This window comes from Sphingomonas sp. (assembly GCF_964263785.1).
Classification (GTDB): Bacteria; Pseudomonadota; Alphaproteobacteria; order Sphingomonadales; family Sphingomonadaceae; genus Sphingomonas.
Genome location: NZ_CAXVWL010000088.1, coordinates 18,927 through 43,313 on the forward strand (window position 1 = coordinate 18,927; position 24,387 = coordinate 43,313).

General features: G+C 68.8%; 17 protein-coding genes and 1 pseudogene. 12 read left to right on the plus strand and 6 right to left on the minus strand.

Going from position 1 to position 24,387, the window contains the following annotated elements; all coding sequences use genetic code 11:
• Window positions 1-31: 31 nt before the first annotated feature.
• From ACE5C1_RS11755 to ACE5C1_RS11785, 7 genes are all read left to right on the plus strand, one after another.
• A complete protein-coding gene (locus ACE5C1_RS11755; RefSeq protein ID WP_374944265.1) occupies window positions 32-1,180 on the plus strand; it encodes an aldose epimerase family protein in 1,149 nt (382 codons plus the stop codon).
• A 3-nt stretch (window positions 1,181-1,183) separates the two neighbouring features.
• Complete coding sequence (locus ACE5C1_RS11760) at window positions 1,184-2,347, plus strand: 1,4-beta-xylanase (RefSeq protein WP_374944266.1); 1,164 nt, start codon at window positions 1,184-1,186, stop codon at window positions 2,345-2,347.
• The gene (locus ACE5C1_RS11765) at window positions 2,347-3,090 is read left to right on the plus strand and encodes a FadR/GntR family transcriptional regulator (protein ID WP_374944267.1); all 744 of its coding nucleotides are present in this window, start codon (window positions 2,347-2,349) and stop codon (window positions 3,088-3,090) included. Before ACE5C1_RS11760 ends, ACE5C1_RS11765 begins: the two co-directional genes overlap by 1 nt.
• Window positions 3,087-4,013, plus strand: coding sequence for a Gfo/Idh/MocA family protein (locus ACE5C1_RS11770; RefSeq protein ID WP_374944268.1), 927 nt, complete (start codon window positions 3,087-3,089; stop codon window positions 4,011-4,013). Before ACE5C1_RS11765 ends, ACE5C1_RS11770 begins: the two co-directional genes overlap by 4 nt.
• Window positions 4,014-4,064: 51 nt before the next feature.
• Window positions 4,065-5,384 carry a sugar MFS transporter gene (locus tag ACE5C1_RS11775; RefSeq protein ID WP_374944269.1) on the plus strand — a complete coding sequence of 440 codons (1,320 nt, stop codon included), beginning with the start codon at window positions 4,065-4,067 and terminating at the stop codon, window positions 5,382-5,384.
• 93 nt (window positions 5,385-5,477) lie between these two features.
• Window positions 5,478-5,876, plus strand: coding sequence for a BLUF domain-containing protein (locus ACE5C1_RS11780; protein WP_374944270.1), 399 nt, complete (start codon window positions 5,478-5,480; stop codon window positions 5,874-5,876).
• On the plus strand, window positions 5,867-6,874 hold the full coding sequence (locus tag ACE5C1_RS11785; RefSeq protein ID WP_374944271.1) for an NAD(P)H-binding protein: 1,008 nt from the start codon (window positions 5,867-5,869) through the stop codon (window positions 6,872-6,874). Before ACE5C1_RS11780 ends, ACE5C1_RS11785 begins: the two co-directional genes overlap by 10 nt.
• On the opposite strand, the gene ACE5C1_RS11790 is transcribed toward ACE5C1_RS11785, so the two are convergent.
• The gene (locus ACE5C1_RS11790; protein ID WP_374944272.1) at window positions 6,859-7,269 is read right to left on the minus strand and encodes a DUF6165 family protein; all 411 of its coding nucleotides are present in this window, start codon (window positions 7,267-7,269) and stop codon (window positions 6,859-6,861) included. The two genes, ACE5C1_RS11785 and ACE5C1_RS11790, sit on opposite strands and share 16 nt — an antisense overlap.
• Window positions 7,266-8,135, minus strand: a complete 870-nt coding sequence (locus ACE5C1_RS11795) for a glycosyltransferase family 9 protein (protein ID WP_374944273.1) — start codon at window positions 8,133-8,135, stop codon at window positions 7,266-7,268. Before ACE5C1_RS11795 ends, ACE5C1_RS11790 begins: the two co-directional genes overlap by 4 nt.
• A gap of 88 nt (window positions 8,136-8,223) precedes the next feature.
• Between ACE5C1_RS11795 and ACE5C1_RS11800 the strand changes: the two genes are divergently transcribed.
• The 5 genes from ACE5C1_RS11800 to ACE5C1_RS11820 all read left to right on the plus strand — a co-directional run bounded on the left by ACE5C1_RS11800 (window position 8,224) and on the right by ACE5C1_RS11820 (window position 19,752).
• A complete protein-coding gene (locus ACE5C1_RS11800) occupies window positions 8,224-9,033 on the plus strand; it encodes a TIGR04290 family methyltransferase (protein WP_374944274.1) in 810 nt (269 codons plus the stop codon).
• Window positions 9,030-10,013, plus strand: a complete 984-nt coding sequence (locus tag ACE5C1_RS11805) for a beta-xylosidase (protein WP_374944275.1) — start codon at window positions 9,030-9,032, stop codon at window positions 10,011-10,013. The genes ACE5C1_RS11800 and ACE5C1_RS11805 overlap by 4 nt, the downstream gene beginning before the upstream one ends.
• Before the next feature lie 8 nt (window positions 10,014-10,021).
• A complete protein-coding gene (locus ACE5C1_RS11810) occupies window positions 10,022-11,077 on the plus strand; it encodes a polysaccharide pyruvyl transferase family protein (RefSeq protein WP_374944276.1) in 1,056 nt (351 codons plus the stop codon).
• A complete protein-coding gene (locus ACE5C1_RS11815; protein WP_374944277.1) occupies window positions 11,070-12,455 on the plus strand; it encodes a Coenzyme F420 hydrogenase/dehydrogenase, beta subunit C-terminal domain in 1,386 nt (461 codons plus the stop codon). The genes ACE5C1_RS11810 and ACE5C1_RS11815 overlap by 8 nt, the downstream gene beginning before the upstream one ends.
• Window positions 12,456-12,636: 181 nt before the next feature.
• The gene (locus tag ACE5C1_RS11820) at window positions 12,637-19,752 is read left to right on the plus strand and encodes an autotransporter outer membrane beta-barrel domain-containing protein (RefSeq protein ID WP_374944278.1); all 7,116 of its coding nucleotides are present in this window, start codon (window positions 12,637-12,639) and stop codon (window positions 19,750-19,752) included.
• A gap of 10 nt (window positions 19,753-19,762) precedes the next feature.
• Here the strand turns inward: ACE5C1_RS11820 and ACE5C1_RS11825 are convergent.
• The 4 genes and pseudogenes from ACE5C1_RS11825 to araD1 form a co-directional block, all read right to left on the minus strand.
• Window positions 19,763-20,782: pseudogene (locus tag ACE5C1_RS11825) on the minus strand (family 43 glycosylhydrolase); the annotation flags it as partial.
• Window positions 20,779-21,840, minus strand: coding sequence for an arabinan endo-1,5-alpha-L-arabinosidase (locus ACE5C1_RS11830; RefSeq protein ID WP_374944279.1), 1,062 nt, complete (start codon window positions 21,838-21,840; stop codon window positions 20,779-20,781). The pseudogene ACE5C1_RS11825 and the gene ACE5C1_RS11830, both read right to left, overlap by 4 nt.
• Complete coding sequence (locus ACE5C1_RS11835; protein ID WP_374944280.1) at window positions 21,837-23,378, minus strand: alpha-N-arabinofuranosidase; 1,542 nt, start codon at window positions 23,376-23,378, stop codon at window positions 21,837-21,839. The genes ACE5C1_RS11830 and ACE5C1_RS11835 overlap by 4 nt, the downstream gene beginning before the upstream one ends.
• Window positions 23,378-24,364 carry an AraD1 family protein gene (araD1, locus tag ACE5C1_RS11840; protein WP_374944281.1) on the minus strand — a complete coding sequence of 329 codons (987 nt, stop codon included), beginning with the start codon at window positions 24,362-24,364 and terminating at the stop codon, window positions 23,378-23,380. Before araD1 ends, ACE5C1_RS11835 begins: the two co-directional genes overlap by 1 nt.
• Between the last annotated feature and the right edge of the window lie 23 nt (window positions 24,365-24,387).

The window sequence follows — 24,387 nt, forward strand, 5'->3', positions numbered from 1 at the left end:
ACCAACAAGAACGATAAGAATGGGAGAGAGCATGAACCGAGCAACCATCCTGGCGGCAGCGCTTGCCGCCACTGCTATTGTCAGCCCCGCGCTCGCCGCCGATGCGAAGCGTTCGACCTTCGGCGCCATGCCCGACGGCCGTGCGGTGCCCGCGGTGACGCTGACCAACGCGCGCGGGGTCTCGGCGACGGTGATCGCGCTCGGCGCGTCGCTCCAGGCGCTGGTGATGCCCGACAAGGCGGGCAAGCGCGAGGATGTGCAGATCGGCTACGATACGATCGACGGCTATCTGGCCAAGCCCGAATTCTTCGGTGCCACCGTGGGCCGCGTCGCCAACCGGATCGCCAAGGGGCGGTTCGTCCTCGACGGCAAGACCTATCACACGCCGATCAACAACGGTCCCAATTCGCTCCACGGCGGCACCAAGGGATTCGACAAGGTGCTGTGGGAGGTGACCGAGGTGAAGAGCGGCGCCGAAAAGGGGGGGGCGGCGTCGGTGACGTTGCGCTACGTCAGCCCCGATGGCGACATGGGCTATCCGGGAACGCTGACGACCTATGCGACCTATTCGCTCGACGAGCAGAACAATTTCAGCATCGAATACCGGGCGACCACCGACCGCGCGACCGTCGTCAACATCTCCAACCATGCCTATTGGAACCTGGCCGGGGTCGGTTCCCCGCGCGGCGCGATGGGGCATGTCGTGACGATCCCGGCGGAGCGCTACACGCCGACCGACGCGACCTCGATCCCGACCGGGCAGCACGTCTCGGTCGCGGGCACGGTGTTCGATTTCCGCACCCCGCATGCGATCGGCGACCGGGTCCGCGACGCGCGCGACCGCCAAATCGCGTATGGCCGCGGTTACGATCACAATTGGGTGATCGGCGATGCGGTGACGCCCACCCAGCACATGATGGCACGGGTGCTCGATCCGGTCTCGGGGCGGGGTTGGGAATTGTGGTCCAACCAGCCCGGGCTGCAATTCTATTCGGGCAATTTCTTCGACGGCACGATCACGGGCAAGAAGGGGCAGATCTACCGAATGGGCGATGCGATCGTGATGGAGCCGCAATTGTTCCCCGACGCGCCGAACCAGCCGAGCTTCCCCTCGGTGCGGCTCGATCCGGGCAAGACCTATCGCAACACGATGACCTATAAATTGTTCACGGAGCGCTGAGCCATGAAGCCATTTTACGTTGCGCTCCTCGCCGCCACCGCGCTCGCCGCCAGTCCTGCCGAGGCGCGCGGGCGCTGGACCGAGGCGCAGGCCAAGAACTGGTATGCCGCGCAGCCATGGCTGGTTGGCTCGAACTACGCCCCCGCCACTGCGATCAACCAGCTGGAAATGTGGCAGGCGGAGACCTGGGACCCCAAGCGGATCGATTACGAGCTGGGGCTCGCGCAGGGCATCGGCATGAACACCATGCGGGTGTTCCTCCACGACCAATTGTGGACGCAAGACCCGGAAGGGTTCAAGCGCAGGATCGGCGAGTTCCTGACGATCGCGAAGGCGCACGGCATCAAGCCGCTGTTCGTGCTGTTCGACAGTTGCTGGGACCCCGATCCCAAGCTCGGGCCGCAGCATCCGCCGATCCCCGGCGTCCACAATTCGGGCTGGGTGCAGTCGCCCGGGCTGCCGGGCCTGCGCGACCGCGCGCGCTATCCGGCGTACAAGGCGTATGTGCAGGGCGTGATCGGCGCATTCGCCAACGACGACCGGGTGCTCGGCTGGGACCTGTGGAACGAGCCCGACAACGGTGCCGACCAATATCGGGGGCAGGAGGGCAAGGAGCCGCTGGTCCGCGCGCTGCTGGCGCAGGTGTTCGACTGGGCGCGCGATGCCGACCCGTCGCAGCCGGTCACCAGCGGGGTGTGGTGGCACGACGACTGGACACCCTCCGGCGGCAAGCTGACCGCGATGGAGAAGCTCCAGCTCGGCCAGTCGGACGTCATCACCTTCCACGATTACGGCTGGCCCGAGGCGTTCGAGGGGCGCGTCAAGCAGTTGCTGCCGTACAACCGGCCGGTGATCTGCACCGAATATATGGCGCGCGGCAACGGATCGACCTTCGACGGGTCGCTGCCGATCGGCAAGCGCTACGATGTGGGCATGATCAATTGGGGGTTCGTCGACGGCAAGACGCAGACGCGGCTGCCGTGGGACAGCTGGCAGAAGCCGTACGTGCTGTCCGAACCGACGATCTGGTTCCACGAGGTTTTCCGGAACGACGGCACGCCGTATCGCAAGGCCGAGACCGACCTGATCCGCCGCCTTTCCGCGGCGCCCAAGGGGGTGGTGCCGGGCGCGGAGCCGGTCCCCGTGCCGCCGCGCCGCCGCCGCTGATGGCCGCCGACGATCCGCTGGTCCGTGGCGAGCTCGGGCGCAACCTGACCTTCGGGCTCCAGGAAGTGCTCGGGCGCGCGATCGTCGTCGGCAATTATAGCGACCGCGCGTTTCCGACCGAGGCGGAAATCGTCAAGCAGCACGGCGTCAGCCGTTCGGTGACGCGCGAGGCGGTGAAGATGCTCGGCGCCAAGGGGCTGCTCGGCGCGCGGCCCAAGCAGGGCACCTTCGTGCGGCCGCAGGAGGCGTGGAACCTGTTCGATATCGACGTGCTGCGCTGGTTGCTGGAGCGCAAATCGTCGCTGCTGCTGCTGCGCCGGTTCAGCGAGCTCAGGATCGCGGTCGAGCCCGCCGCGTGCGCGCTTGCCGCGCAGAGCGCCACCGCGGAGCAGCAGGCGGCGATCGGCGCGGGGTTCGAGCGGATGCTGGCGGCGGACCGCGGCGACGACGACGTACTCGAATCCGACATCGCCTTTCACATCGCGGTGCTGCGTGCGTCGAACAACCCGTTCTTCAGCCAGTTCCGCGATGTGGTGTCGACCGCGCTGCGCACCTCCATCAAATTCACCAACCGGTTGTCGGGCCGTTCGGCGAGCATCGCCGACCATGCGGCGGTCCACGATGCGGTCCTGCGGCGCGATGCCGAGGGCGCGCGCGCGGCGATGGCGGTGTTGATCGAGAAGGTCCTGGTGCTGATCGAGCGCTCGGTCGAACAGGGCATCGAGGAGGGGGAGGAGCGATGACCATCCAAATCGCGCTGGTCGGCGTCGGCAAGATCGCGCGCGACCAGCATCTGCCGACGATCGCCGCGAGCGGCCGGTTCGCGCTGGCCGGCGTGGTGTCGCGTCATGCCGACGATCTCGGCGTTCCCGCGGCGGCGACGCTCGGCGCGCTGAAGGCGCAGGTGCCCGAGCTTGCCGCGGTGTCGATCTGCACCCCGCCGATCGGGCGCGCCGCGGTGATCCGCGAGGCGCTCGATCTGGGGCTCGACGTGATGGTCGAAAAGCCGCCCGCGGCGACGCTGAGCGAGGCCGAGCGGTTCGCCGACATGGCGCGCGCGGCGGGACGGGCGCTGTACCTCACCTGGCATTCGCGACAAGCCAACGGGGTCGAGCCGCTGCGCCATTGGCTGGAAGGGCGCAGGATCCGTCGCCTGGCGATCGCATGGATGGAGGACGTGCGCGTCTGGCATCCGGGTCAGGAATGGATTTGGGAGCCGGGGATCGGCGTGTTCGATCCGGGCATCAATGCGCTGTCGATCCTGACGCGCCTGCTGCCGGCACCCGCGACGATCGAGACCGCGACACTGCGCTTCCCCGCCGACCGCGCCTCGCCGATTGCGGCAAGCCTGGCGATGGCGAGCGAAGCGGCGGACGCGGTGACCGCCGAATTCTCCTTCGACCAGCGCGGCCCGCAGACCTGGACGATCACCGTCAAGACCGATGGCGGCACCGCGGTGCTGCGCGACGGTGGCGGCAAGCTGGCGATCGACGGCGCCGATGTGCCGCTCGACGAGCCGACCGAATACGGGCGGCTGTACGATCGCTTCGCCGACCTGGTGGGACGCGGTGAGGTCGACGCCGATCTCGCGCCGTTCCGGCTCGTCGCCGACGCCTTCCTGCTCGGCCGGCGCGAGGTCGTCGCGCCGTTCCGCTGGACCGACTGATCAGCATCGCGCCTCCGCGAAGACGGAGCGCCGCACACACGAGGATGACCGATGGCCCTGCCGAGTTCCACGATACCGCGCGATGCCGCCGCCCCGGCGAGTGCTGCGCGTAGCTACCGCCCGGCGCTCACGCTGCTCGCCAGCCTGTTCTTCATGTGGGGGTTCATTACCGTCATCAACGGCACGCTGCTGCCGCATCTGCGCAGCGTGTTCGACCTCAGTTATTTTCAAGCGGCGCTGATCGAGAGCGTCTGGTTCATCGCCTATTTCTTCGCCTCGATCCCGTCGGCCAAGCTGATCGAGCGGATCGGCTACCAGAAGTCGCTGGTTACCGGCTTGCTGATCATGGCGGCGGGTGCACTGGGGATGACGGTGGGCGCCAGCATCCCGTCCTATTACGTCACGCTGCTCATGCTGTTCGTGATCGCGAGCGGGATTACGCTGCTGCAGGTCGCAGCCAACCCGTATGTCGCCGTCGTCGGGCCGCCCGCGACCGCGTCGTCGCGACTGAACCTGGTGCAGGCGATGAATTCGGCGGGAACGATGCTCGCGCCGATTTTCGGTGCATACCTCATTCTCGGGCGGTCGAAGGGCGGTACCGCGCAGGTCGGCACCGTGCTGACCCCGGCCGAGCGGCTGGCGGACGCGCATTCGGTCGTGCTGCCGTACGTGCTGGTCGCGGGCGTGCTGATCGTGCTGGCGGTGGTGATCGCGCGCTTTCCGTTGCCCGCGATGGGCACCGCGACGAACCGCGTCGCCAAGGCCGATCGCAAGAACCATTCGCTGTGGACGCACCGCAACCTGGTGTTCGGCATCCCCGCGATCTTCATCTACCTGATCGCCGAGATCGGCGTCGGCAATCTGTTCGTCAACTTCGTCAGCCGCCCGGAGATCGGCAACATGACGACCGAGGCGGCGGGGCGTTACCTGACGCTGCTGTGGGGCGGGATGATGGTCGGGCGCTTCGCGGGTTCGGCGATCATGCAGAAGGTGCGCGCCGAGACGGTGCTCGCGGTGTTCTCGATCGGCGCCTTCGCCGTGATGACCATCGCGGTGTTCACCACGGGCCACGTCGCGATGTGGGCGGTGATCTCGGTCGGCTTGTTCCATTCGATCATGTTCCCGACGATCTTCACGCTCGGCATCAAGGGGCTGGGACCATTGACCGAGGAGGGATCGGGGCTGCTGATCATGGCGATCGCGGGCGGTGCGCTGGTTGCGGTGCAGGGCAAGCTGGCGGACGTGTACGGATTGCAGAACTCGTTCCTGCTGACCGCAGCGTGCGAGCTGTACATCCTGTTCTATGCGCTGTGGGGCGCGCGGGTGACGCATGCGCTGCCCGATCGACCGATCGAGGACACGTCCGCCTAGAATTTGAACCCCTGGTTCGGGTCGACAAATCCTGGCGCGGCGACCACCTTCGCCCAATAGCCGTTCAGGCGGAGGCGGCAGGGGTCACGCGGCATGCAGTATCTGATCTATCGCTCCACGCCCCTCGGTTTCGACCGGGCGATGCTGGCCGGCATCCTTCTGGGCGCACGACGGAACAACGCGCGGGACGCCATCACCGGGGCGCTGCTGTGCCGTCACGACCTCTATCTTCAACTGATCGAAGGGCCTGCCCCGGCGATCGATGCGCTCTATGCGCGGATCGCGGTCGATGATCGCCACAGCGACGTCCGCCTGTTGCTGAGCGATACGGCAGACCGGCGCATGTTTCCGGACTGGACCATGCTCGACGACCAGAATCCGTCACTGGCATGGTCGCCGGCGCAGGTCGCCGACGGCGCGATCGAAGCGGCGGGCGCCGCCGAGCTGCTCGGCGTTTTCGCGCGGCTGTCGGCAAGTGCGGCATGCCGGTAGGCAGCGGCGATGCGCGGCGTGTGCTCGTCCTGGGCGCGACCGGTACGATCGGTCGCGCGACGGTGGCCGTGCTGGTCGCGCGTGGCCACGACGTCGTCTGCCTGATCCGGTCTCGCGCCGGCCCGCGCGGCACGTTGACACAAGCCGACAGCGCGCAGGTCCTGGCGGGCGCAACCTTGCGTTTCGGCGATGTGACCGACGCCGCATCGGTCGTGCGCGATGGCCTGTGCGGCGAGCGCTTCGATGCGATCGTCTCCTGCCTGGCCTCCCGGACGGGGGCGCCCGCGGACGCCTGGGCGATCGATTGCCGGGCGCATCTCGGCGTGCTGGCGGCTGCGAAGGAGGCGAACGTCCGGCACTTCGTCTTGCTGTCGGCCTTGTGCGTCCAAAAACCGCGCCTCGCGTTTCAGCATGCCAAGCGCGCATTCGAGCAAGCGTTGGTGAATTCGGGGCTGACCTATTCGATCGTCAGGCCGACCGCGTTCTTCAAATCCTTGTCCGGGCAGGTCGATCGGGTGAAGCGCGGCAAGCCTTTCCTCGTATTCGGCAATGGTGCGCTGACCGCGTGCAAGCCGATCGGCGACCGCGACCTTGGCGCGTATCTCGCCGGTTGCATCGAGGACGAGACGCGGCACGATCGCGTGCTGCCGATCGGCGGCCCCGGCGAAGCGATCACGCCGATGCAACAGGCGGAACGGCTCTTCGCGCTGCTGGGCCGCCCCGCCCGGTTCAGGCACGTGCCGGTCGGGGTGCTCGACGCCGCGATTGGCGTGCTCGGCGCGCTGGGCCGCGTCTCGCCCGCGCTGGCGGCCAAGGCCGAGCTCGCGCGGATCGGGCGCTATTACGCGACCGAATCCATGCTCGTGCTGGATAGCGCCACGGGACGATATGACGCGGACGCGACGCCATCGACGGGGTCGGAGACGCTGTTCGATTTCTATGCACGGCTTGTACGGGGCGAAGCCGACGTCGACCGCGGCGATCATGCCGTCTTCTGAGCTGCCGACCAGTAGCTCTTTTCCTCGACCAGATCCGATTCGAGCGCGACGTTGATCCGGTGCTTGATCGCGGCGCGTTCGTCGTTCTTGCGGTAGACCGAGCGGGCGAGCGCGACAAAGGTGGCGTCGAACCGCGCGTTCGCCTCCTCGGCACGAATGGCGTCCTCGATCTCCCACAAGGATTCGTTCACGCTTCGGAGCTGCGCCACGAGATCGACGACCACCGGCTCGCGCAATGCGGCCGCGGCGGCGGCGTGAAGCAACGCGTGTTCGCGCACGACATTGGCGCGCGGGGCCGCCGCCTCGATCCGCTCGCGCTTGATTGCCAGAATCGTGAGCTTGTCGAGCAATTCGCCCCACGAGACGGGAATCGAGGGTGTGGCTAGGCCGGTCATGCGCGGGTGCTCCTGAAGCGTGCAAGATCGTCGGCGACAATGGTCAGAACCGACCGCCAGTCGCCGGCAGACGGCTGCGCGTAGAGCCGCATCGCCGGATACCAGGGGCTGTCGCGGCGACCGGGCGACCAGCGCCAATCGGGCTCCGCCTTGAGCAGCAGCCAGGTCGGCTTGCCCATGGCGCCGGCCAGATGTGCGATCATCGTGTCGACGGTGATGACGAGATCGACCGCCGAGACCAGCGCCGCGGTTTCCTCCATGTCGAGCGGGCAGCCCTGCGGATTGCGGCATGGCAGCGTCGTTTCGCCCGCTGCCAGCATGATGCACGGGTGCCGCTCGCAGATGGTACGAAACAGCTCGGCCGGGACCGACCGCTCCGGGTCCCAATCGCCTGCGATGTGGCAGATGCCGACCGTGCCCGGGGCCAGATCCGCGGCCGGCCAGGCGAGATAAGGCGCGGACACCCTGTCTGGCGCAACGCCGATAGCGCGCGGCAATTCGGTGATCTCGATATCGCAGTCGGCGGGCGGCAGCGGACGGGCAACGTCGAACGGCACGATCCTGTCCACACCGATGCCGGCGAGCAGCGGCATCAATCTCGGCTGCACTTCGAGCGTCACGCCACGTGCTCGTCTCGCCAGCAAGGGCAGGTAGCGCGCGAACTGGATCGTGTCGCCGAGCCCGTGATAGCAGCGCACCAGCACGTCGCGGCCGTCGACCGCGCGGCCGTCCCACACCCAGCGCAGATGATAGGGCAGCGCGGGATCGTCGCGGGTTGCCGGATTGCGTGCGGCCAGCGTCGCCGCCTCCATCGCCCAGGCGTCTTCGTAGCGCCCGGCGCGCATCGCCTCGGTCCACTGCTGCATCGATCCCCCCACGCGATGCGAAATGATATTGAACCCGCCGGGGTTCCGCCGCAAAGCGGCCGGCATCGATCGGGGGCAAGTTTCGGGAATGATGCAAGACAATGCCGATCGGCCGGCGGGAGCCGACCTGAAGACCGCCATCGATGCGCTCGCTCCCTGGTTTCACAACATCGACCTGGGCGGCGTCCAGACCGCGCCCGACCATTTCCTGGGCGATTACCCCCGGTCCAAGTTCGCCGGCTTCGCGCATGCGGTCCCGGCCGACCTGTCGGGCAAGTCGGTGCTCGACATCGGCTGCAACGCGGGCTTCTATTCGGTCGAGATGAAGCGCCGCGGCGCCGCGCGCGTGGTCGGGATCGACAGCGACGATCGCTACCTGGCGCAGGCGCGGCTCGCCAGCGCCGCGCTCGGCTTCGACGACATCGAATTCCGCAATCTCGACGTCTATCAGGTCGGCGCGTTGGCGGAGACGTTCGATCTCGTCATCTTCATGGGCGTCCTCTATCACCTGCGTCACCCGCTGCTCGCGCTCGACCTGATCCGCGAGCATGTCGCGGGCGACCTTATGCTGTTCCAGACGATGCAGCAGGGTTCGGACGCGGTCGCCGAGGTGCCGGAGAACCACCCCTTCTTCGTGCCGGGCAGCTACAGCAAACCCGCCTATTTCGACGATCCGGCCTATCCCAGGATGCATTTCATCGAACGCCGCTTCGCCGACGATTGGACCAATTGGTGGGCCCCCAATCGCGCCGGCAGCGCGGCGATGCTGCGCGCCGCGGGGTTCGACATCCTCGACAATCCCGAACCCGAAGTATTCCTGTGCCGCGCCGCGCCGGTGCCCTACGCCAAATTCGGGCCCGCCGCCGTTTACCCGACGAAAAGGAACGAATCCGCGTGATCGAAGCCGCGATGATCTGGAACGAGCCCAACAACAAATCGCATTGGGACCCGGCGCTCGACCCGACGTGGGACATCTTCGCGGACACCGTGATCCGTGCCGGACAGGCGATCCGCGACGTCAACCCGGGCGTCCTGCGCGTGCTCGGCGGCATGTCGCCGATCGACCCGCAATGGACGGACGTGATGCGGGCGAAAGGCGCGCTCGATGCGGTCGACGTCGTCGCGGTGCACGGCTTCCCGCTCGACTGGAACCTGTGGCCGATCGACGCCTGGCGCGACAAGGTCGCCGAGATCGAGGCGGTGGTTCCCGACAAGCCGGTGTGGGTGACCGAGGTCGGGGTCGGATCGTTCGGCGCGGAGGAGGTGCAGGTGTTCGGCCTGCAGCGCACCGCCGAGCTGCTGATCGGGCGGGTGCCGCGCATTTTCTGGTATTCGCTGTTCGACCTGCCGATGGCCTGGGGCGCGGAGACGCGCCACCGCGAGGCCGAAGGATCGTCCTATTACCGCCATTTCTACATGGGGCTGATCCGTCCCGACGGCACGCCCAAGGCGGCGCTCGACGTCTATGCCAAGCACGCCCGCGACATGGGGCTGATGCAATGGTTCCATTTCGAGGACCCGCGCCTGGACGAGGCGGTGACGTGGATGAAGCGGCTCGGCACGCGCCATCTGCGCACCGGCCTCAGCTGGGCGGACAGCTTCCGCCCGAACGCGATCGACTGGTTCGACCGGCAGATGGAAGCGCTGGCCGATTTCGACGTCACCGTCACTTTCTGCTTCACGCCCGAGCATCTTGGGCTCCAGCCGCACCACACGAGTCCGGCGCGAGAGCCGCAGGCGTTTGCGGACTTCTGCGCCGCGATGATCGAGCGCTATGCGCCCGCCGGCGTCGCCACCGCATCGCCCCCGCCGTTCGTCGCGCGTGACGCAACCCCGCCGTCGCCGCTCGACTATGCCACACGCAAGGATGCGGCCTGACGCGCGGCATGTCGATCGGTATCCTGACCTTTCACGCGAGCATCAACTACGGCTCCTATTGGCAGGCGCGCTGCCTGGTCGAGGACTTGCGCGCGCGCGGCGAGCCGGCGGTGCTGCTCGATCACCGCTCGCCGTCGGTGCTGTCGGCCGAGCTGCGCAACGCGTTCCAGCCCGAGCTGCCCGCACGCACCCCGCGGCATCACCATGCGGCGCTCGGCCGCAAGGTGCGCGCCTTCGCGCACGCGCTGGCGGCGCTGCCGTATTCGTCCGCCTTTCCGCTCGATGCGCCGCACGAGGCCGAGCCGTTCGACACGGTCGTGGTCGGCAGCGACGAGGTGTGGAACTTCGCGCACCCCTGGTACGGCGGGCGACCGCTGTTCTTCGGGGAAGCACTGCGGACGCGCCGCCTCGTCTCCTACGCCGCAAGCTTCGGCAACCATGCCGCCGAGCACGGCATCGCCGCGGATTGCGTCGCGCGGCTGCGGAATTTCGATGCGATCTCGGTGCGCGACGACAATTCGCGCGCGCTGATCGCCGACGCGTTAGGGTACGAACCCGATCTCGTGCTCGATCCCTGCCTGCAATTCCCGGACGTCCTCCCGCCCTCGCCCGCCGCACCGGGAAACTACATCGTGCTGTACGGACACGGGTTGCCGGACTGGTTCGCGCAGGCGGTGCGGCGCTGGGCCGATGCGGCGGGGGTCAGGATCGTCACGATCGGCTATTTCAATGCGGTCGCCGACGACGACCGGACCGACGCGGGGCCGATCGAGTTCGCCAGCTTGATCGCGGGCGCGCGCGCGGTGGCGACCAGCTTCTTCCACGGCACGGTGTTCGCGCTCCACTATGCCAAGCCCTTCATCGCTGCCGCCTCTCCGTACCGGCGCATCAAGCTCGAAGGCCTGACGTCCGCGTTAGGGGCCGAACACCGGCTGATCGACGCGGCGACGAGCGACGACGAGATCGCCGCGCTGCTCGCGACGCCGCTGGAGGACGCGGTCCACGAGGCGATCGCCGAAGGCCGCGCACGATCGGCGCGCTATCTGGACCAGGCGCTTGGCTGACGCAATGCCGCTCAGCCCCGCCGCGGTGGTCGACTCGGGACTTTGCATCGGCTGCGGTGGGTGCGCGGTCACGCCCGCGCGGACGATGGCGTGGGATTCCTACGGATTGCGCAAGCCTTCGGGCGATCTGGGCGAGGCGACGACGGTGTTCGCGCGCACCTGCCCGTTCTCCCCCGCCGCGCGCGACGAGGACGCGATCGCCGCCGAACGCTTTCCCGCCGCACCTGCAGTCGACGCGCGGATCGGCCGGTTCGAGGCCGCCTATGTCGGCCATGTCGCCGTGGCCGAGTTCCGCGCGAACGGCAGCTCGGGCGGCCTCGTCAGCTGGGTCGCGGCCGAATTGCTGCGCACCGGCGCGATCGACGGCGTCGCGCATGTCATGCCGACCGACGGGGCCGACGGCGTCTTCTTCCGCTACGGCATCTCCCGCTCTGCCGAGGACATCGCCCGCGGCGCACGCTCGCGCTATTTTCCGGTCGATCTCGCCGAGGTGCTGCGCGAGATCCGCGAAACGCCCGGCCGCTATGCGATCGTCGGGGTGCCGTGCTTCGTCAAGGCGGTGAACCTGCTCCGTGCGGAGGATTCGGTGATAGCAGAACGCGTCACCCACCTGCTCGGGCTGTTCTGCGGCCATATGAAAAGCGCGACGTTCGTCGACAGCTTCGCCTGGCAGCTCGGCGCGCCACCAAAGCAGGTCCGCGCGGTCGAATACCGCCGCAAGGATGCCGGGCGACCCGCCAATTGGTACACCGCGCAGCTGACGCTCGCCGATGGCGAGGTGCGCGCGCGCGACTGGTGGAACCTGGCCGACGGCGACTGGGGCGCGGGCTTCTTCCAGGCGTCGGCGTGCAACTGGTGCGACGACGTGGTCGCGGAAACCGCCGACGTCGCGTTCGGCGACGCGTGGGTGGAGCCCTATGCCTCCGACGGACGCGGCACCAACGTCGCCATCGTCCGCTCGCCCGCGCTGCGCGACCTCCTCGCGGCGGCGGTGGCGGACGGACGGCTGGCGCTGGACGGGGTCGACGCCGATTTCATCGCGAATACGCAGGCCGCGGGGCTACGCCAGCGGCGCGAAGGGCTGGCTTACCGCCTCACCTGGGCGCGCCGCGGCCTCACGCCGCGCAAGCGGGTCGCGCCGAGTGCGAATGGGCTTCGCTGGCGGCGCAAGCTGATCTACCGCGCGCGTTTTGCGATTTCCGCGGGGAGCCACCGGTTGGCACGAATGGCGAGGCGGTGCGGCGCGCCGAAATTCTACGTCGCGTGGGCGAGGGCAGCGCTGTCCGTCTACCAGGGGCTGGCCTATAGCCGTGGATGGACCGGCCGGTTGTTCGACCGGCTCGAGGGCAAACGCGCCGACGGCCACGACGGGGGCTGACCGCACCGCGGTGACGCGCGCGGGTGCACGCCACATGTGACCGGAAGGCGCACTATCCCGCTCTCGACAGGCGCGTCGCGCGGCGATACCGTGCGCGTCGCAAACGGGGGTTTGCATGAACGGTCAAGGGGTTGCCGCGCGCGGGCGGCAGGTGCGCGCGTGTGCGTTGGGGACGAGCGCCATGGCGCTGGCGATAGCGCTGGCAGCACCCGCGCAGGCACAATGCGCGCCCGATCCGACGACGCCTTACGGCACCACGACCTGCACCGGCACCGATGCCGACGGCCTGCGCGTCACCACGGCAGGCACCCGCGTGAGCGTCGCACCGTCGGCTATTGTCCTCGGATCGGGAGGGCCGGCCATCGCGGTGCGGATTGCGTCCGATGCGTACAATCCGGGGGTCACCCTGTCGGTTGCGGGGCGTGTCGATGGCGGGGTCCAGGCGGGCGTGAGCCACCTCTGGCAGCCGTCGACAAGCGTCTTCGGATATGACCAGTTCCTCGGCCTGACCGTGCTCGCAGGCGGCGTCGTTACCGGCACCAACGGCGTGGTCGCCGGACAAGCGAGCTCGGGGTACGGGCGCGCGTCGGTGACGATCGACAACGCCGGCACGATCAGCGGCACCGGTGGCGTCGCGCTGCTGTCGACCGCCCCCACCTTTGCCGGATTTTCGTCGATCACCAATCGGCAGGGCGGATCGATCGGCGCGATCAGCGCACCCGTGGGCACGCTGGCCAACGCCGGCATCATCGACGGCGGCACGCGCAGCGCGATCGACTGGGGAACGAACCCAGGCTTCATCTACTACGGCGACCTCGGCAACACCGGCACGATCGCGTCGGCCGGCAACGCGGCGACGCTCGCCAACGTGCCCTCCGGGCGCAACCTCACCAACAGCGGCACCGTCGCGAACAGTGGCACGGGTACGGCGATCGCGGGCAGTCAGCTGACCATCGCCAATGCGGGCGGCGGCCGGATCGCCAGCGCGGGCGCGGCCGCGATCCGTACCGACACTTATCTTCAACTCGTCAATGCCGGCACGATCGACGGCAACGTCGTGACCGCCGCGGCGCCGGGCTACACCGGCGACAGCACGGTCGATTCGACCGCGGGCCGGATCAACGGCTCGGTCACGTTCGGCGCAGGCTTCGACACCTTGGTCGCGACCTACAACGGCGGCGGCCTGTCGACCGGCATCACCGGCGCGATCGACGGCGGCGAGGGCACCGACACCGTGCGCGTTCGCCTCGCCGCCGACACCACATTGGCCACGCCGCTGGTCCTGCCCGCCAATTTCGAGCAGCTGAGCCTGGCGCCCGATGCGGGGGTGACGGCGACGCTGGCCGACGGCTTCGCGGCGTCCGCTATCCTGTCGCTCGCCGGAGCGGGGACGATCGTCAATCGCACCACCCTGTCCGGCGCACGGCAGGCGGTTTTATTCAACGGTTACGACCCGAGCGGTTCGCCGGTCTTCGTCAACGCTGGAACGATCACGACGACGGGGGGAGCCAGCGGGACCTTCGCCGCCGCTCTCGGCAACATCAGGCGCTTCGAGAACAGCGGCACGATCGCGGCGACCGGCGATGGCGTGTCGTTCGGTTACGGCGGCTATTTCCTTAACAGCGGTGCCATCACCGCAGCCGGAACAGCGGCGTCGCTGTTCGGGCCGTATTTCACCAATAGCGGCACGATCCGCTCGACGGGGGGCACCGGTGTCGTCCTGAGCGGCTCGTACGGATCGAACTGGAGCAACAGCGGCTTGATCGAAGGTGCGATTGCCGGCGCTCGCATCTCCAGCAATCTGGTGAACACCGGCGTCATCGCCTCGGCGGGCACCGGGGTCGTCCTCGACTGGTACGGCGTGCTCGACAATCGCGCCGGCGGCGTGGTGAGCGGCGGTACCGCGGCGATCGGCGCGCAGAACGGCGGCAGCGGTGTCTTGGTGGCGACGGTTGCCAATGCAGGGACGATCAACGGCAATGTCGCGATGGTCAACCCATATGCGGATTCGTACAATGCCAACCGCTTCTTCGCGCTGCCCGGCGGAATGCTCAACGGCAATCTGACGCTCGGGCCCACCGACACGTTGATCGCCGAACTGGCGAACGACGGTCCGGGCGCCTTTGCCGGAATCGCCGGTACGGTGTCGGGCACGGGTGCGCTGTTGCGCTACCGCGTCCGCGGCGACGCCAGCGCATCGCTGAGCGTGCCGGGGGCCTTCGCCGGAGTCGGCTACGACCTGTTCGACGGCGCGACGCTGACGCTGACCGGCGTGGCCGGCACCCGGCCGCTGCAACTCGCCGGGCGGGGCAGCGTCGATCTGACCGCCGACATCGCCACCACCACGCAGCCTGCGATCAGGATCGGCTCGGTCCAGCTCGCGCCAGGTGAGGCGGGGGTCGCAAGCGGGCTCGGCATCACCAGCCGCGGCACGCTGACCGTGACGCGCGCCGACAGCAACACCTATCCCTATGCGGCCGTCGCGCTCGGCACCGAAGATAGCCTGACCAACGTCGGAGCGATCGTCGCAAATGACCGAGCGGGTACCTTCTACAGCTCAGTCTTCGCGATCGTGGGCGGCAAGGACGTCGTCAACAGCGGCACGATCACGCTCGACGGCACGATCGGCGTGCAAAGCACCGCGGGGCTGACGAACAGCGGCAGCATCGTGCAAGCGGCAGGTGGCCGGGCGGCGGCGGGCGTTCGCGGCGTCAGGATGCTGGTCAACAGCGGCACGATCGACGTCGCCGGGGTCGCGGTGCAGGGCGATGGTCTCACCACGATCCGGAACAGCGGCCGTATCGCCAGTTCGGGCGGCGCGGCGATCACCGGCTATGCCGCGATCACCAATCAGGCGGGCGGGACGATCGCGGGTGCGAGCGGGCAGGCGGCGATCCTGCTGGGGGGCGGATCGCTCGCGAACGCCGGTACGATCACGGGCACGGTCGATCTGGGTTATTCTCCCTATGGCCCCTCCTATAGCAGCGCCACCTACATCGCCGACGGCGGCACGATCGCGGGCGATCTGCGCTTCGGCAACGGCGACGACACGCTGATTTCCTTTGGCGGTAATCTCGGGGTCAGCGGCACCATCGACGGTGGCAGCGGCATCGACACGGTGATCTACGTCCGCCGCGCAAGCGACACGGTGACGCTCGGGACGGTCAACGTGGCCGGCTTCGAGGCGGAGGGAGTCGGCGCGTTCGGGAGCGACACTGTGGTGACGGTGCGCGCCGATGCTCCGATCGCCGGCGACCTCGCGCTCACGGGCGACGGCGCGGTCGTCAACACCGCGACCATCGCAGGCGCCGCGCGCGCACAGAGTTATTATGCGATGGGCGATCCGTACACGAGCGGCGAGGGCGTGCTCGCCGCCTTCACCAATCAGGGCACGATTGCCGGCGGGTTCTCCGGCCAGACGCGCACCTTCGCCAACACCGGCACGATCGGAGCGACGACGCTGTCCGGCCCGGCGGTGGCGATCGACGCCGCCGACGCCCTATCCTTCAGCAACGCCGGCCGGATCGCCGGAAACGGCGCGCAGCCGGCGGTTGCGCTCTACGGCTGGCAGGCGACCGACAGCATCGCCGCGGCCAACAGCGGCAGCATCGAAGGGGGCGGTGTGCAGGCGTCGCTGTCGCGCTACGCGTATCTGTTCGACACGCCGCAGACCGGCGCGCTGTCGGTATCGCTGACCAACTCCGGTACGATCACCGATGTCGCAGCCGGCGGAGAAGCGGTCCGCCTCGCTCTCGACACCGATACGGCCGCGCCCGGTGCGGTGACGCTCGACAATGGCGGCACGATCGACGCGAGCGGCTCCGGAGCGTCGGCGGTGTATCTGAGCGTCCAGGCCTACAACGCGCGTTCGACCCCGCTTACCATCGCGGTGACCAACGCAGGCACGATCCGCGCCAATGGCGGCGGCAGCGAGCAGACCTATACCGATTACTGGTCGGGCGAGACGTATCGCTACACCGTCCCGGCCATCGCACTGCAACTCGAAGGCGGCACGGACGCAACCGCCACCGTCATCAACACCGCAACCGGCGTGATCGAGGCCGTCGGTGCGCGCTCCACCGCCATCACGACCTATGGTGCGGCGCTCGACCTCGCGAATGCCGGCATCGTTCGGGGTGGTAGCGGCACGATGCTGGCTGCCGACGACGTGGTCGCCGACTCGTTCGGTCTGTCCTCTCTGGCGGGCGCGATTCAGACGATCGGCGACGCCGACGACCGAATCGTCAACTCCGGTACGATCATCGGGTCGGTCGATCTGGGTGCCGGAAATGACCGGATCGAAAATTACGGGCGGATCGCGGGCGACGTCTTTCTCGGGTTCGGCGACGACACCCTGCTCCATCGTGCCGGTGCGACGTTGACCGGCATCGTCGACGGCGGCCTGGGGCTGGATAGCCTTATCATCGACGCGGCCGGAGGTGGTGCAGTCGATGGCGACCGGTTCGTCAACTTCGAACGCTTCAGCCAAACCGGCGTGGGCAATGTCGTCTATTCGGGCCGTTTCCGCTTCGACACGATCGGACTTTCCGGCGGCACCGTCACCGTTGCGAAGGGCGAAACGCTGACCAGCGCTGGTGGCGTGACCGTCACCGGCAGCGATGCGGACGAGACGGTCGTCAACGACGGCACGATTGCAGGGTCGCTCGACCTAGCCGGCGGTGGCGACCGCGTCGTCAATCGCGGCGCGATCCTCGGCTCGGTCGCTCTGGGCAGTGGCGACGATACATTCGTCGATGGCGCAGGCAGCCGCGTCGCGGGCAGCGTCGATGGCGGCGCCGGCAGCGACCTCTACACCGTGCTGCTCGCGGGCAACCGCACCGGCATCGGCGGGCGCACCGGGTTCGAGCGGTTGTCGGTAGACGGCGAGGGGACGCTGTCGCTCGCGCTCGATCAGCGGTTCGAGGCCGTGGCGCTCAGCGGTACCGGGCTCAACCTTGCGCTCGGCAGATATACCGTCGGCGCGATCGCCGGATCGGACGATGCCGAGACGCTGGCGGTCGACGGCGACGTTGCCAGCGTCGCGCTCGGTGGCGGCAACGACACACTCGCGATCGGCGCGGTCCGGGCGGAGGGCACCTACGGCGGCGGAGCGGGCAACGACACGCTACGCTTCACCGCCACGGCGCCGGTGACCCTGGCGGGCAATGCGACCGGTTTCGAGCAACTGGTCCTCGCCGCGAATGCGCTGAGCGTCACCGGCACGCTCGGCTCGGCGGACGCGACGCTCTCGTTCGGCGATGGCGCCCAGCAGCTCACCGTCGCGAACGGCGGGACACTGGCGGGGACGATCGACCTGGGTGCGGGCGACGACGGCTTCCGCCTGGCGGCGCGCGGCACGCTTGCGGGCTCCGTGTCGGGTGGTGCGGGCAACGACCGCGCGACGATCGAGCTCGCGGGCGACCGCACGCTGGGCGGCGTTCTGCGCGATGTCGAGACGCTGGCGACCGAGGGCAGCGGCACGCTGACGCTGACCGGCGCGCACCGCTACGATCGCCTTGTCTCGGCCGGCAATCTCACGATCGCCGCCGATGGCGTGCTGAGCGCGGGACAGGTGCAGTTCGGCGCGACCGATGACCGCTTCTCGATCGCGGGCGCCTTCGCGGGCGGCGTCGATGGCGGCGCGGGCACCGACACGATCGCGGTGTCGGGCGGGAGCGCGGCTGCTCCGGTCGCGTTGTCCGGTGTCACTAGTGTCGAGGCTTATGCCCAGTCGGGCGGCTATGCGACGGTCGCCGGCGCCGCGGCGGTGGGCAGCGTCGACCTGACGAGCGGTCGCCTTGTCGGCTTGAGCGGCTCGACCATCACCGCCCCGCAGATCGCGGTGCGCCAAGGTGCGACCTTCGGCTCGGCGGGAATTGTCACGGGCAACATCGCGGTCGCGGGCACGCTGAGCCCCGGTGCTTCGCCGGGCACGATGACGGTGAACGGCAATGTCGCGATCGCCGGCGGATCGGTGTCGGTGTTCGAGCTGACCCCCACGATCTCCGACAAGCTGGTGGTGAACGGTGCGGTGTCGATCGCATCGGGCGCGACGCTCCAGCTCGTGCCCACGGGCGCGCTGCGGCCCGGCACCTCGTACGACCTGATCGTCGCCAGCGGCGGCATCGCGGGCAGCTATTCGACCGTGGTCAAGCCGGACACGTTGTTCGGTCTCGTGATCCAGCGGGCCGACCGCATCCAGTTGCTCGGCCAGTTCGTGGGCGATGGCAGCTTCTCGCCGCAGGTCTCGCGCTCGATCGCCTATGCCAATGCGACGCTGGCGGTGCAGCCCGCCACCAGTACGCTGTTCGCGGCGCTGCCGGCGTTGCTCACCCCTGCGGGTGCGTCGGATCCGCACGGCTTTGCACAGCTCACGCCTGAGGCTTATGCGTCGGCCACCCAGATCGGCGTCGACGATGCGCTGACCCTGACCGCCGCGGCGCGCGGCCCCGCGTTCGCCACGACCCGCGACGACGCGGGCCTGTTCACCTTCGCGCAGACGGTCGGGCAGTGGCACACGCTGAGCGCCGATCCGGCGGCGGGTAGCGCCAACGCGCGGACTCGCGGTTACGGCTTTCTGGGAGGCCTCGGCTACGGCGACAGCAACTGGTCGGTCGGCGCGTTCGGCGGTTATCTGAACACCCGGCAGGGGATCGAGGCGCTGGGCGCGCGCACCAAGGCCGATGGCGTCGTCGCCGGCGTGCATGGCCGCTACGCGCACGGTGGCCTGGGGCTCTCCGCTTCGATCCTGTACGACGGTGGCACTGCGCGCACGACGCGCGCGCTGCCAGGCGTGGCCTCGGCAAGCGGGCGCTACGACCTGCACAGCTGGGCGGCGGACGTGTCGGTCCGCTACGATCTCGGCATGGGGACTGAGTGGACGCTCCAGCCCAGGCTCGGGATCACCTACCTGCGCACGACCCGCAATGGCGCGACCGAGACGGGCGGACCGTTCGCGCTGACCGTTGCGCGCGATCGGCACGTCGCGGGTTTCGCAGACGCGGGGTTTGGCTTTGGTCGCAGCGAGGCTTCGACGGCGGCGTTCCGGCCGTTCGTGGGCCTGGGGCTCCGCTACCAGATCGAGGGCCGCCGCGCGGACGCGCTGGCCGGCTATGCCGGTGGGCCGTTGGCACTGACCGCAGTGGGTGCGTCGCGAGCGAGGGTGGTCGGCACCGCGTCGGCCGGCCTCGATTACCGGGTCTCCGATGCCCTCGACCTGTTCAGCTCCGTCTCGGCGCAAAGCGGCCGCGACGATCACCAGGAGACGGTGAGCACCGGCGTGCGCCTGCGCTTCTAGCTCAGGCGCGCAGCACCCCGTTGCGCACCGGCACGCCGAAATCGGGCGTGCCGTCGGGGTGGTAGGCGAACGGCTGGACGCGGGTGTGGCGGTTGGGGTCGAACAGCGGGTCGCCCTTGATGGCGCGATAGTCGCGGGCGTGGAACACCAGCATGTCGCTGCCGCGCGCGTCGACGGTGAAGCTGTTGTGCCCGGGCCCCCAGACGTTGTTCTCCGGGGACGATGCGAACACCGGCGTCGGCGACTTGGTCCACGCCGCCGGGTCCATGATGTCGGCGTCGTCGCGCGCGCTCAGCATCCCCATGCAATAGCGCGCGTCGGTGGCGCTTGCCGAATAGGTCAGGAACACGCAACCGTTGCGCGCGAGGAACGCCGGCGCCTCGTTGACCTTGAAGCCCTGCACTTCCCAGGCCAGCGTCGGCACCGACAGCCGCGCCGGTCTGGCGGCGAGCGTCAGCGGGGTTGCGAGCGGGGCCAGGTAGAGGTTGCTGTTCGTCTCGATCCCCGGTTCGCGCTGCGCCCACGCCAGATAGCGGACACCACGGTGGACGAAGCTGGTCGAGTCGAGCGTGAACGTGTCCCATGGTGTCTGGAGCTGGCCCAGCAGCGACCAGTGCCCCGCCATCGGATCGCCGCCGTCGCAGACGACCGCGTAGGTGCGGATGCGGAACACGTCCTCGCCGCCGCCGCTCGGCCCCGCTGCGAAATACAGGAGCCATTTGCCGTCGATCAGGTGGAGTTCGGGCGCCCAGATGAAACCCGACAACGGGCCGGTCTTCTGGTGCCGCCACAGCACCGCCTCTCGCGCCGTCGTGAGCCCCGCCAGCGTACGCGACCGTCGCAGCACAAGCCGGTTGTACTCGGGCACTGACGCGGTCATGTAATACCAGCCGTCGGTGTGGCGGAACACCTGCGCGTCGGCGCGGTTTTTCACCAATGGGTTGACGACGCCGGGCGTCCGGGCGCGAGCAAGCGCAGGGCTGGCGGCGAGCGCGGCGGCGCCGGCGATGAAGGTGCGGCGTGTCGTCATGGCATCCTCCCCGGTGCGACGCTGGGCCACCCTTGCGCATCCCAGCGTAGCGGCGCGATCCGCAGCGTCGGCGCGCCGTGGGCGGCCTTGTCATAGGCATGATAAACGACATAGTCGGAACCGTCCGTCCCGTCCCGGTCGCGGAAATAGGCGGAATGGCCCGGCCCGCGGAAGCGTTGCTTCTCCTGCAGGTCCGCGCGCAGCAGGACCGTGCCGCCGCCCGCCAGCATCGAGCTGCCGTCCTTGCCCAGATACGGGCCCTCGACCCGCTTCGATCGTGCGATCACGGTGTAGTAGGTGCTGTTCACGCCCTTGCAGCAATAGTCGTAGCTGGCCAGCAGCCAGTACCAGCCGCCGTGCGCGAAGATGTACGGCGCCTCGACGATCGACGGCGCACCGGCGGGGACCGGGCGGCGCGCGATCGCGATCGGCTTCTCACCGGCGTGGAGAAGCTTGCCGGTGGCGGGATCGAGCGCGAACAGCTTCAATCCCGTCCAGAAGCTGCCGAGCGCAAGCCAATGGCGCCCGTCGGCGCCCGCGACAAAGGCGGGATCGATCGCGTTGTAATCGTCGCCCGGGGTCGACATGACGACGAGCCCCTCGTCGCGCCAGCCGTAGCCGGGCTTTGCCGGATCGAGCGTCGCGCTGGTGGCGAGGCCTACGCCCGAGCGATTCGAACCGAAGGTCGAGACCGAATAATAAAGGCGATAGCGCCCGTTCACGAGGCTGATGTCGGGCGCCCACATGTTGGTCGCGCCGGGGATCGCGGCGGCGGCCCAGTCCGGCAGCTTGCCGAACGGCGCGGGTGCGCGCGTCCAGGTCGCGAGATCGGTCGAGATGCGGTGCGACACGAATCGCTGGTCGCCCTCGCCGATGCCGGTGGAATAGACGTGGTAGGTGTCGCCCTCGCGGATCATCACCGGGTCGTGCACCGGGCGCACGTCGCCCTGCGGCCAGTCCTCCGCGGTCGTCGGGGCGGGAGGCTTCGGGGCGGTCGGAACCTGCGCCGATGCACCGGCCGCTGCCAGCGCCAGCAGCGCTGCGGCGAGCGCCCTCACCGCAGTTCCAGCATGACGACCGACTTCGGCGGCAGCGCGACGGTCAGCGTATCGCCGGCGACGCTCGCACCGCCGAACGCCACCGGCTTCACCGCATCCGGCGCATCGAAGGTGTTGAGCGCGGTCATCTGCGCCGCGGTCAGCACCTGCCCGGTCACCGTCGTCGGCCGTATCCCCGCCAGCGTCGCCGAGACGGTGTTGGCGCGGTTCGGATCGAGGTTGGCGAGCGCGACGCGCACGATCCCATCCTTGCCGCGCACCGCCGACGCGCTGACCGCGGGCATGACCCATTTGTCCTTGTTGTACCATGGCGACTTGACGTCGATCGGCAGCACCGTTCCGTCCATGTACGGCTTGTACATCGCGAAGACGTGATAGGTCGGGGTCAGAACTATCTTCGCGCCGTCGGTCAGTACCATCGCCTGGAGCACGTTGACCATCTGCGCGATCGCGGTCAGCTTCACCCGATCGGCATGATGCGCGAAGATGTTGAGGTTGACCGCCGCGACCAGGGCGTCGCGCAGCGTGTTCTGCTGGCGCAGGAAGCCGGGGTTGGTGCCGGGATCGCCCGCATACCACGTCCCCCATTCGTCGACCGCGAGCCAGACGCGCTTGGCGGGATCGTATTTGTCCATGATCGCGGTGTGGCGGGTGATGAGGTCGTCCATGCGCAGCGCCTCGGACAGCGTCTCCGCCCAGCCCGCCTCGTCGAACTGCGTCGCCGACGCGCGCGGCGGCCAGCCGCCGGGGACGGTGTAGTAATGGAGCGACATGCCGTCGATCTGACCGGCGGCTTGCGCGATCATCGTCTCGGTCCACTTGAAATCGTCGACGTTGGCGCCCGAAGCGATCTTCATGATCCGGGTTCCCGCGGGCGCCTTGATGAAGGTCGCGTAGCGGCGCGTCACGTCGGCGGCATATTCCGCGCGCATGCTGCCGCCGCAGCCCCACAGTTCGTTGCCGACGCCGAAATAGGGCACCGCCCACGGTTCCTTGCGGCCGTTGCGCGCGCGCTCGTCGGCCAGGCTCCCGGCGGGCGAGGTCATGTATTCGACCCATTCCGCCATCTCTTGCGGCGTGCCGTTGCCGACGTTGCCCGCGACATAGGCCTCCGCGCCGATCTGCCCGGCCAGGTCGAAGAATTCGTGCGTGCCGACGGTATTGGGCTCGGTGACGCCGCCCCAATGGGTGTTGATCTTGACCGGGCGCTTGGCGCGCGGGCCGATGCCCTCGCGCCAGTGATATTCGTCGGCGAAGCACCCGCCTGGCCAGCGGACGACGGGGACGCCCAAGCGCTTGAGCGCGCCGACCACGTCGTTGCGGAAGCCGCGGGTGTTGGGAATCGACGATTTCTCGCCAACCCACAATCCGCCGTAGATGCCGGTGCCGAGATGCTCGGCGAATTGGGTGAAGATGCGCCGGTCGTAGGTCGGTCCCGGCGTGTCGGCATGGACGACGACGGTCGTGCGCGGGGCTTCCTGCGCGGCGACGGGCGCGGCGGAGAGAAGCAGCGCGGCGGCGAAACGGACGAGCTTCATCAGAGCACCTTCACGACGACGGGAGCGGAGGCGGCGCGCGCGAGCGGGTTGCGCAGCGGCAGGGTGAAGGGCGCGGCCCCGATCTCGAACACGTCGCCGACCTGCGTGCGCACCTCGTCCGCGAAGGAGAGCGTCGCGGTGCCGAAGAAATGGACGTGGATGTCGCCCGGACGGCGGAACAGGTCGTATTTGAAATGGTGCGCCTCCAGATTGGCCAGGCTGTGCGACATGTTCGCCTCGCCGCTCAGGAACGGCTTCTCCCAGATGGCCGCACCGTTGCGAACGATGCGGCTCATGCCCTCGACATGCTCGGGCGGCGTGCCGACGAGCAGCTCGGGCCCCAGCGCGGCCTGGCGCAGCTTGGAATGCGCGAGCCACAGATAGTTGTGGCGCTCGGTGACATGGTCGCTGAACTCGTTGGCGAGGGTGAGGCCCAGGCGATGCGGCGTGCCGTCGGGACCGATCAGGTAGACGCCCGCCAGCTCGGGCTCCTCGCCGCCGTCCTGCGCGAAATGGGGCATCGTCAGCGCCTCGCCTGGTCCGACGAGACCCGATCCGTCACCCTTGTAGAACCATTCGGGCTGCTGCCCGGTCTCGCCCATCGCGGGCTTGCCGCCCTCCACCCCTTCGAGGAACATGCGCATCGAATCGGTCTGCGCTTCGGCCGCCGCCTTGTGCATCTTGTCGCGCCCTTCGGCCGAGCCGAGGTGGGTCAGCCCGGTGCCGGTCATGATAAGGTGCGCCGGATCGGCGTGGTCCACCGGCGAGAGCAGGCGACCGGCGGCGAGTTCCGCGGCGAGATCGACGGCATCGCCGCGCTCGCACGCCGCGACCTCGGCCGCGAGGCCGTGCCCTGCGGCCACCGCGCGGGTAGCGAGATCGTAGACGCTGCCTGCGCCTTTAACGATCCACGCGCCGGACTCGTCAGCGGCAATCACGCTGCGCGCGCCCGCGGCGCTCCGATGCTGCAACAGGCGCAAGGCCATCTCCCTCTCCTTCGTTCGCGCGC

What these genes read in the sequence shown, in the direction of transcription:
- ACE5C1_RS11755 (WP_374944265.1), top strand. Translation starts at nt 32, where the DNA reads ATGAACCGAGCAACCATCCTGGCGGCAGCGCTTGCCGCCACTGCTATT.
- ACE5C1_RS11760 (WP_374944266.1), top strand. Translation starts at nt 1,184, where the DNA reads ATGAAGCCATTTTACGTTGCGCTCCTCGCCGCCACCGCGCTCGCCGCC.
- ACE5C1_RS11765 (WP_374944267.1), top strand. Translation starts at nt 2,347, where the DNA reads ATGGCCGCCGACGATCCGCTGGTCCGTGGCGAGCTCGGGCGCAACCTG.
- ACE5C1_RS11770 (WP_374944268.1), top strand. Translation starts at nt 3,087, where the DNA reads ATGACCATCCAAATCGCGCTGGTCGGCGTCGGCAAGATCGCGCGCGAC.
- ACE5C1_RS11775 (WP_374944269.1), top strand. Translation starts at nt 4,065, where the DNA reads ATGGCCCTGCCGAGTTCCACGATACCGCGCGATGCCGCCGCCCCGGCG.
- ACE5C1_RS11780 (WP_374944270.1), top strand. Translation starts at nt 5,478, where the DNA reads ATGCAGTATCTGATCTATCGCTCCACGCCCCTCGGTTTCGACCGGGCG.
- ACE5C1_RS11785 (WP_374944271.1), top strand. Translation starts at nt 5,867, where the DNA reads ATGCCGGTAGGCAGCGGCGATGCGCGGCGTGTGCTCGTCCTGGGCGCG.
- ACE5C1_RS11790 (WP_374944272.1), bottom strand. Translation starts at nt 7,269, where the DNA reads ATGACCGGCCTAGCCACACCCTCGATTCCCGTCTCGTGGGGCGAATTG.
- ACE5C1_RS11795 (WP_374944273.1), bottom strand. Translation starts at nt 8,135, where the DNA reads ATGCAGCAGTGGACCGAGGCGATGCGCGCCGGGCGCTACGAAGACGCC.
- ACE5C1_RS11800 (WP_374944274.1), top strand. Translation starts at nt 8,224, where the DNA reads ATGATGCAAGACAATGCCGATCGGCCGGCGGGAGCCGACCTGAAGACC.
- ACE5C1_RS11810 (WP_374944276.1), top strand. Translation starts at nt 10,022, where the DNA reads ATGTCGATCGGTATCCTGACCTTTCACGCGAGCATCAACTACGGCTCC.
- ACE5C1_RS11820 (WP_374944278.1), top strand. Translation starts at nt 12,637, where the DNA reads ATGGCGCTGGCGATAGCGCTGGCAGCACCCGCGCAGGCACAATGCGCG.
- ACE5C1_RS11835 (WP_374944280.1), bottom strand. Translation starts at nt 23,378, where the DNA reads ATGAAGCTCGTCCGTTTCGCCGCCGCGCTGCTTCTCTCCGCCGCGCCC.
- araD1 (WP_374944281.1), bottom strand. Translation starts at nt 24,364, where the DNA reads ATGGCCTTGCGCCTGTTGCAGCATCGGAGCGCCGCGGGCGCGCGCAGC.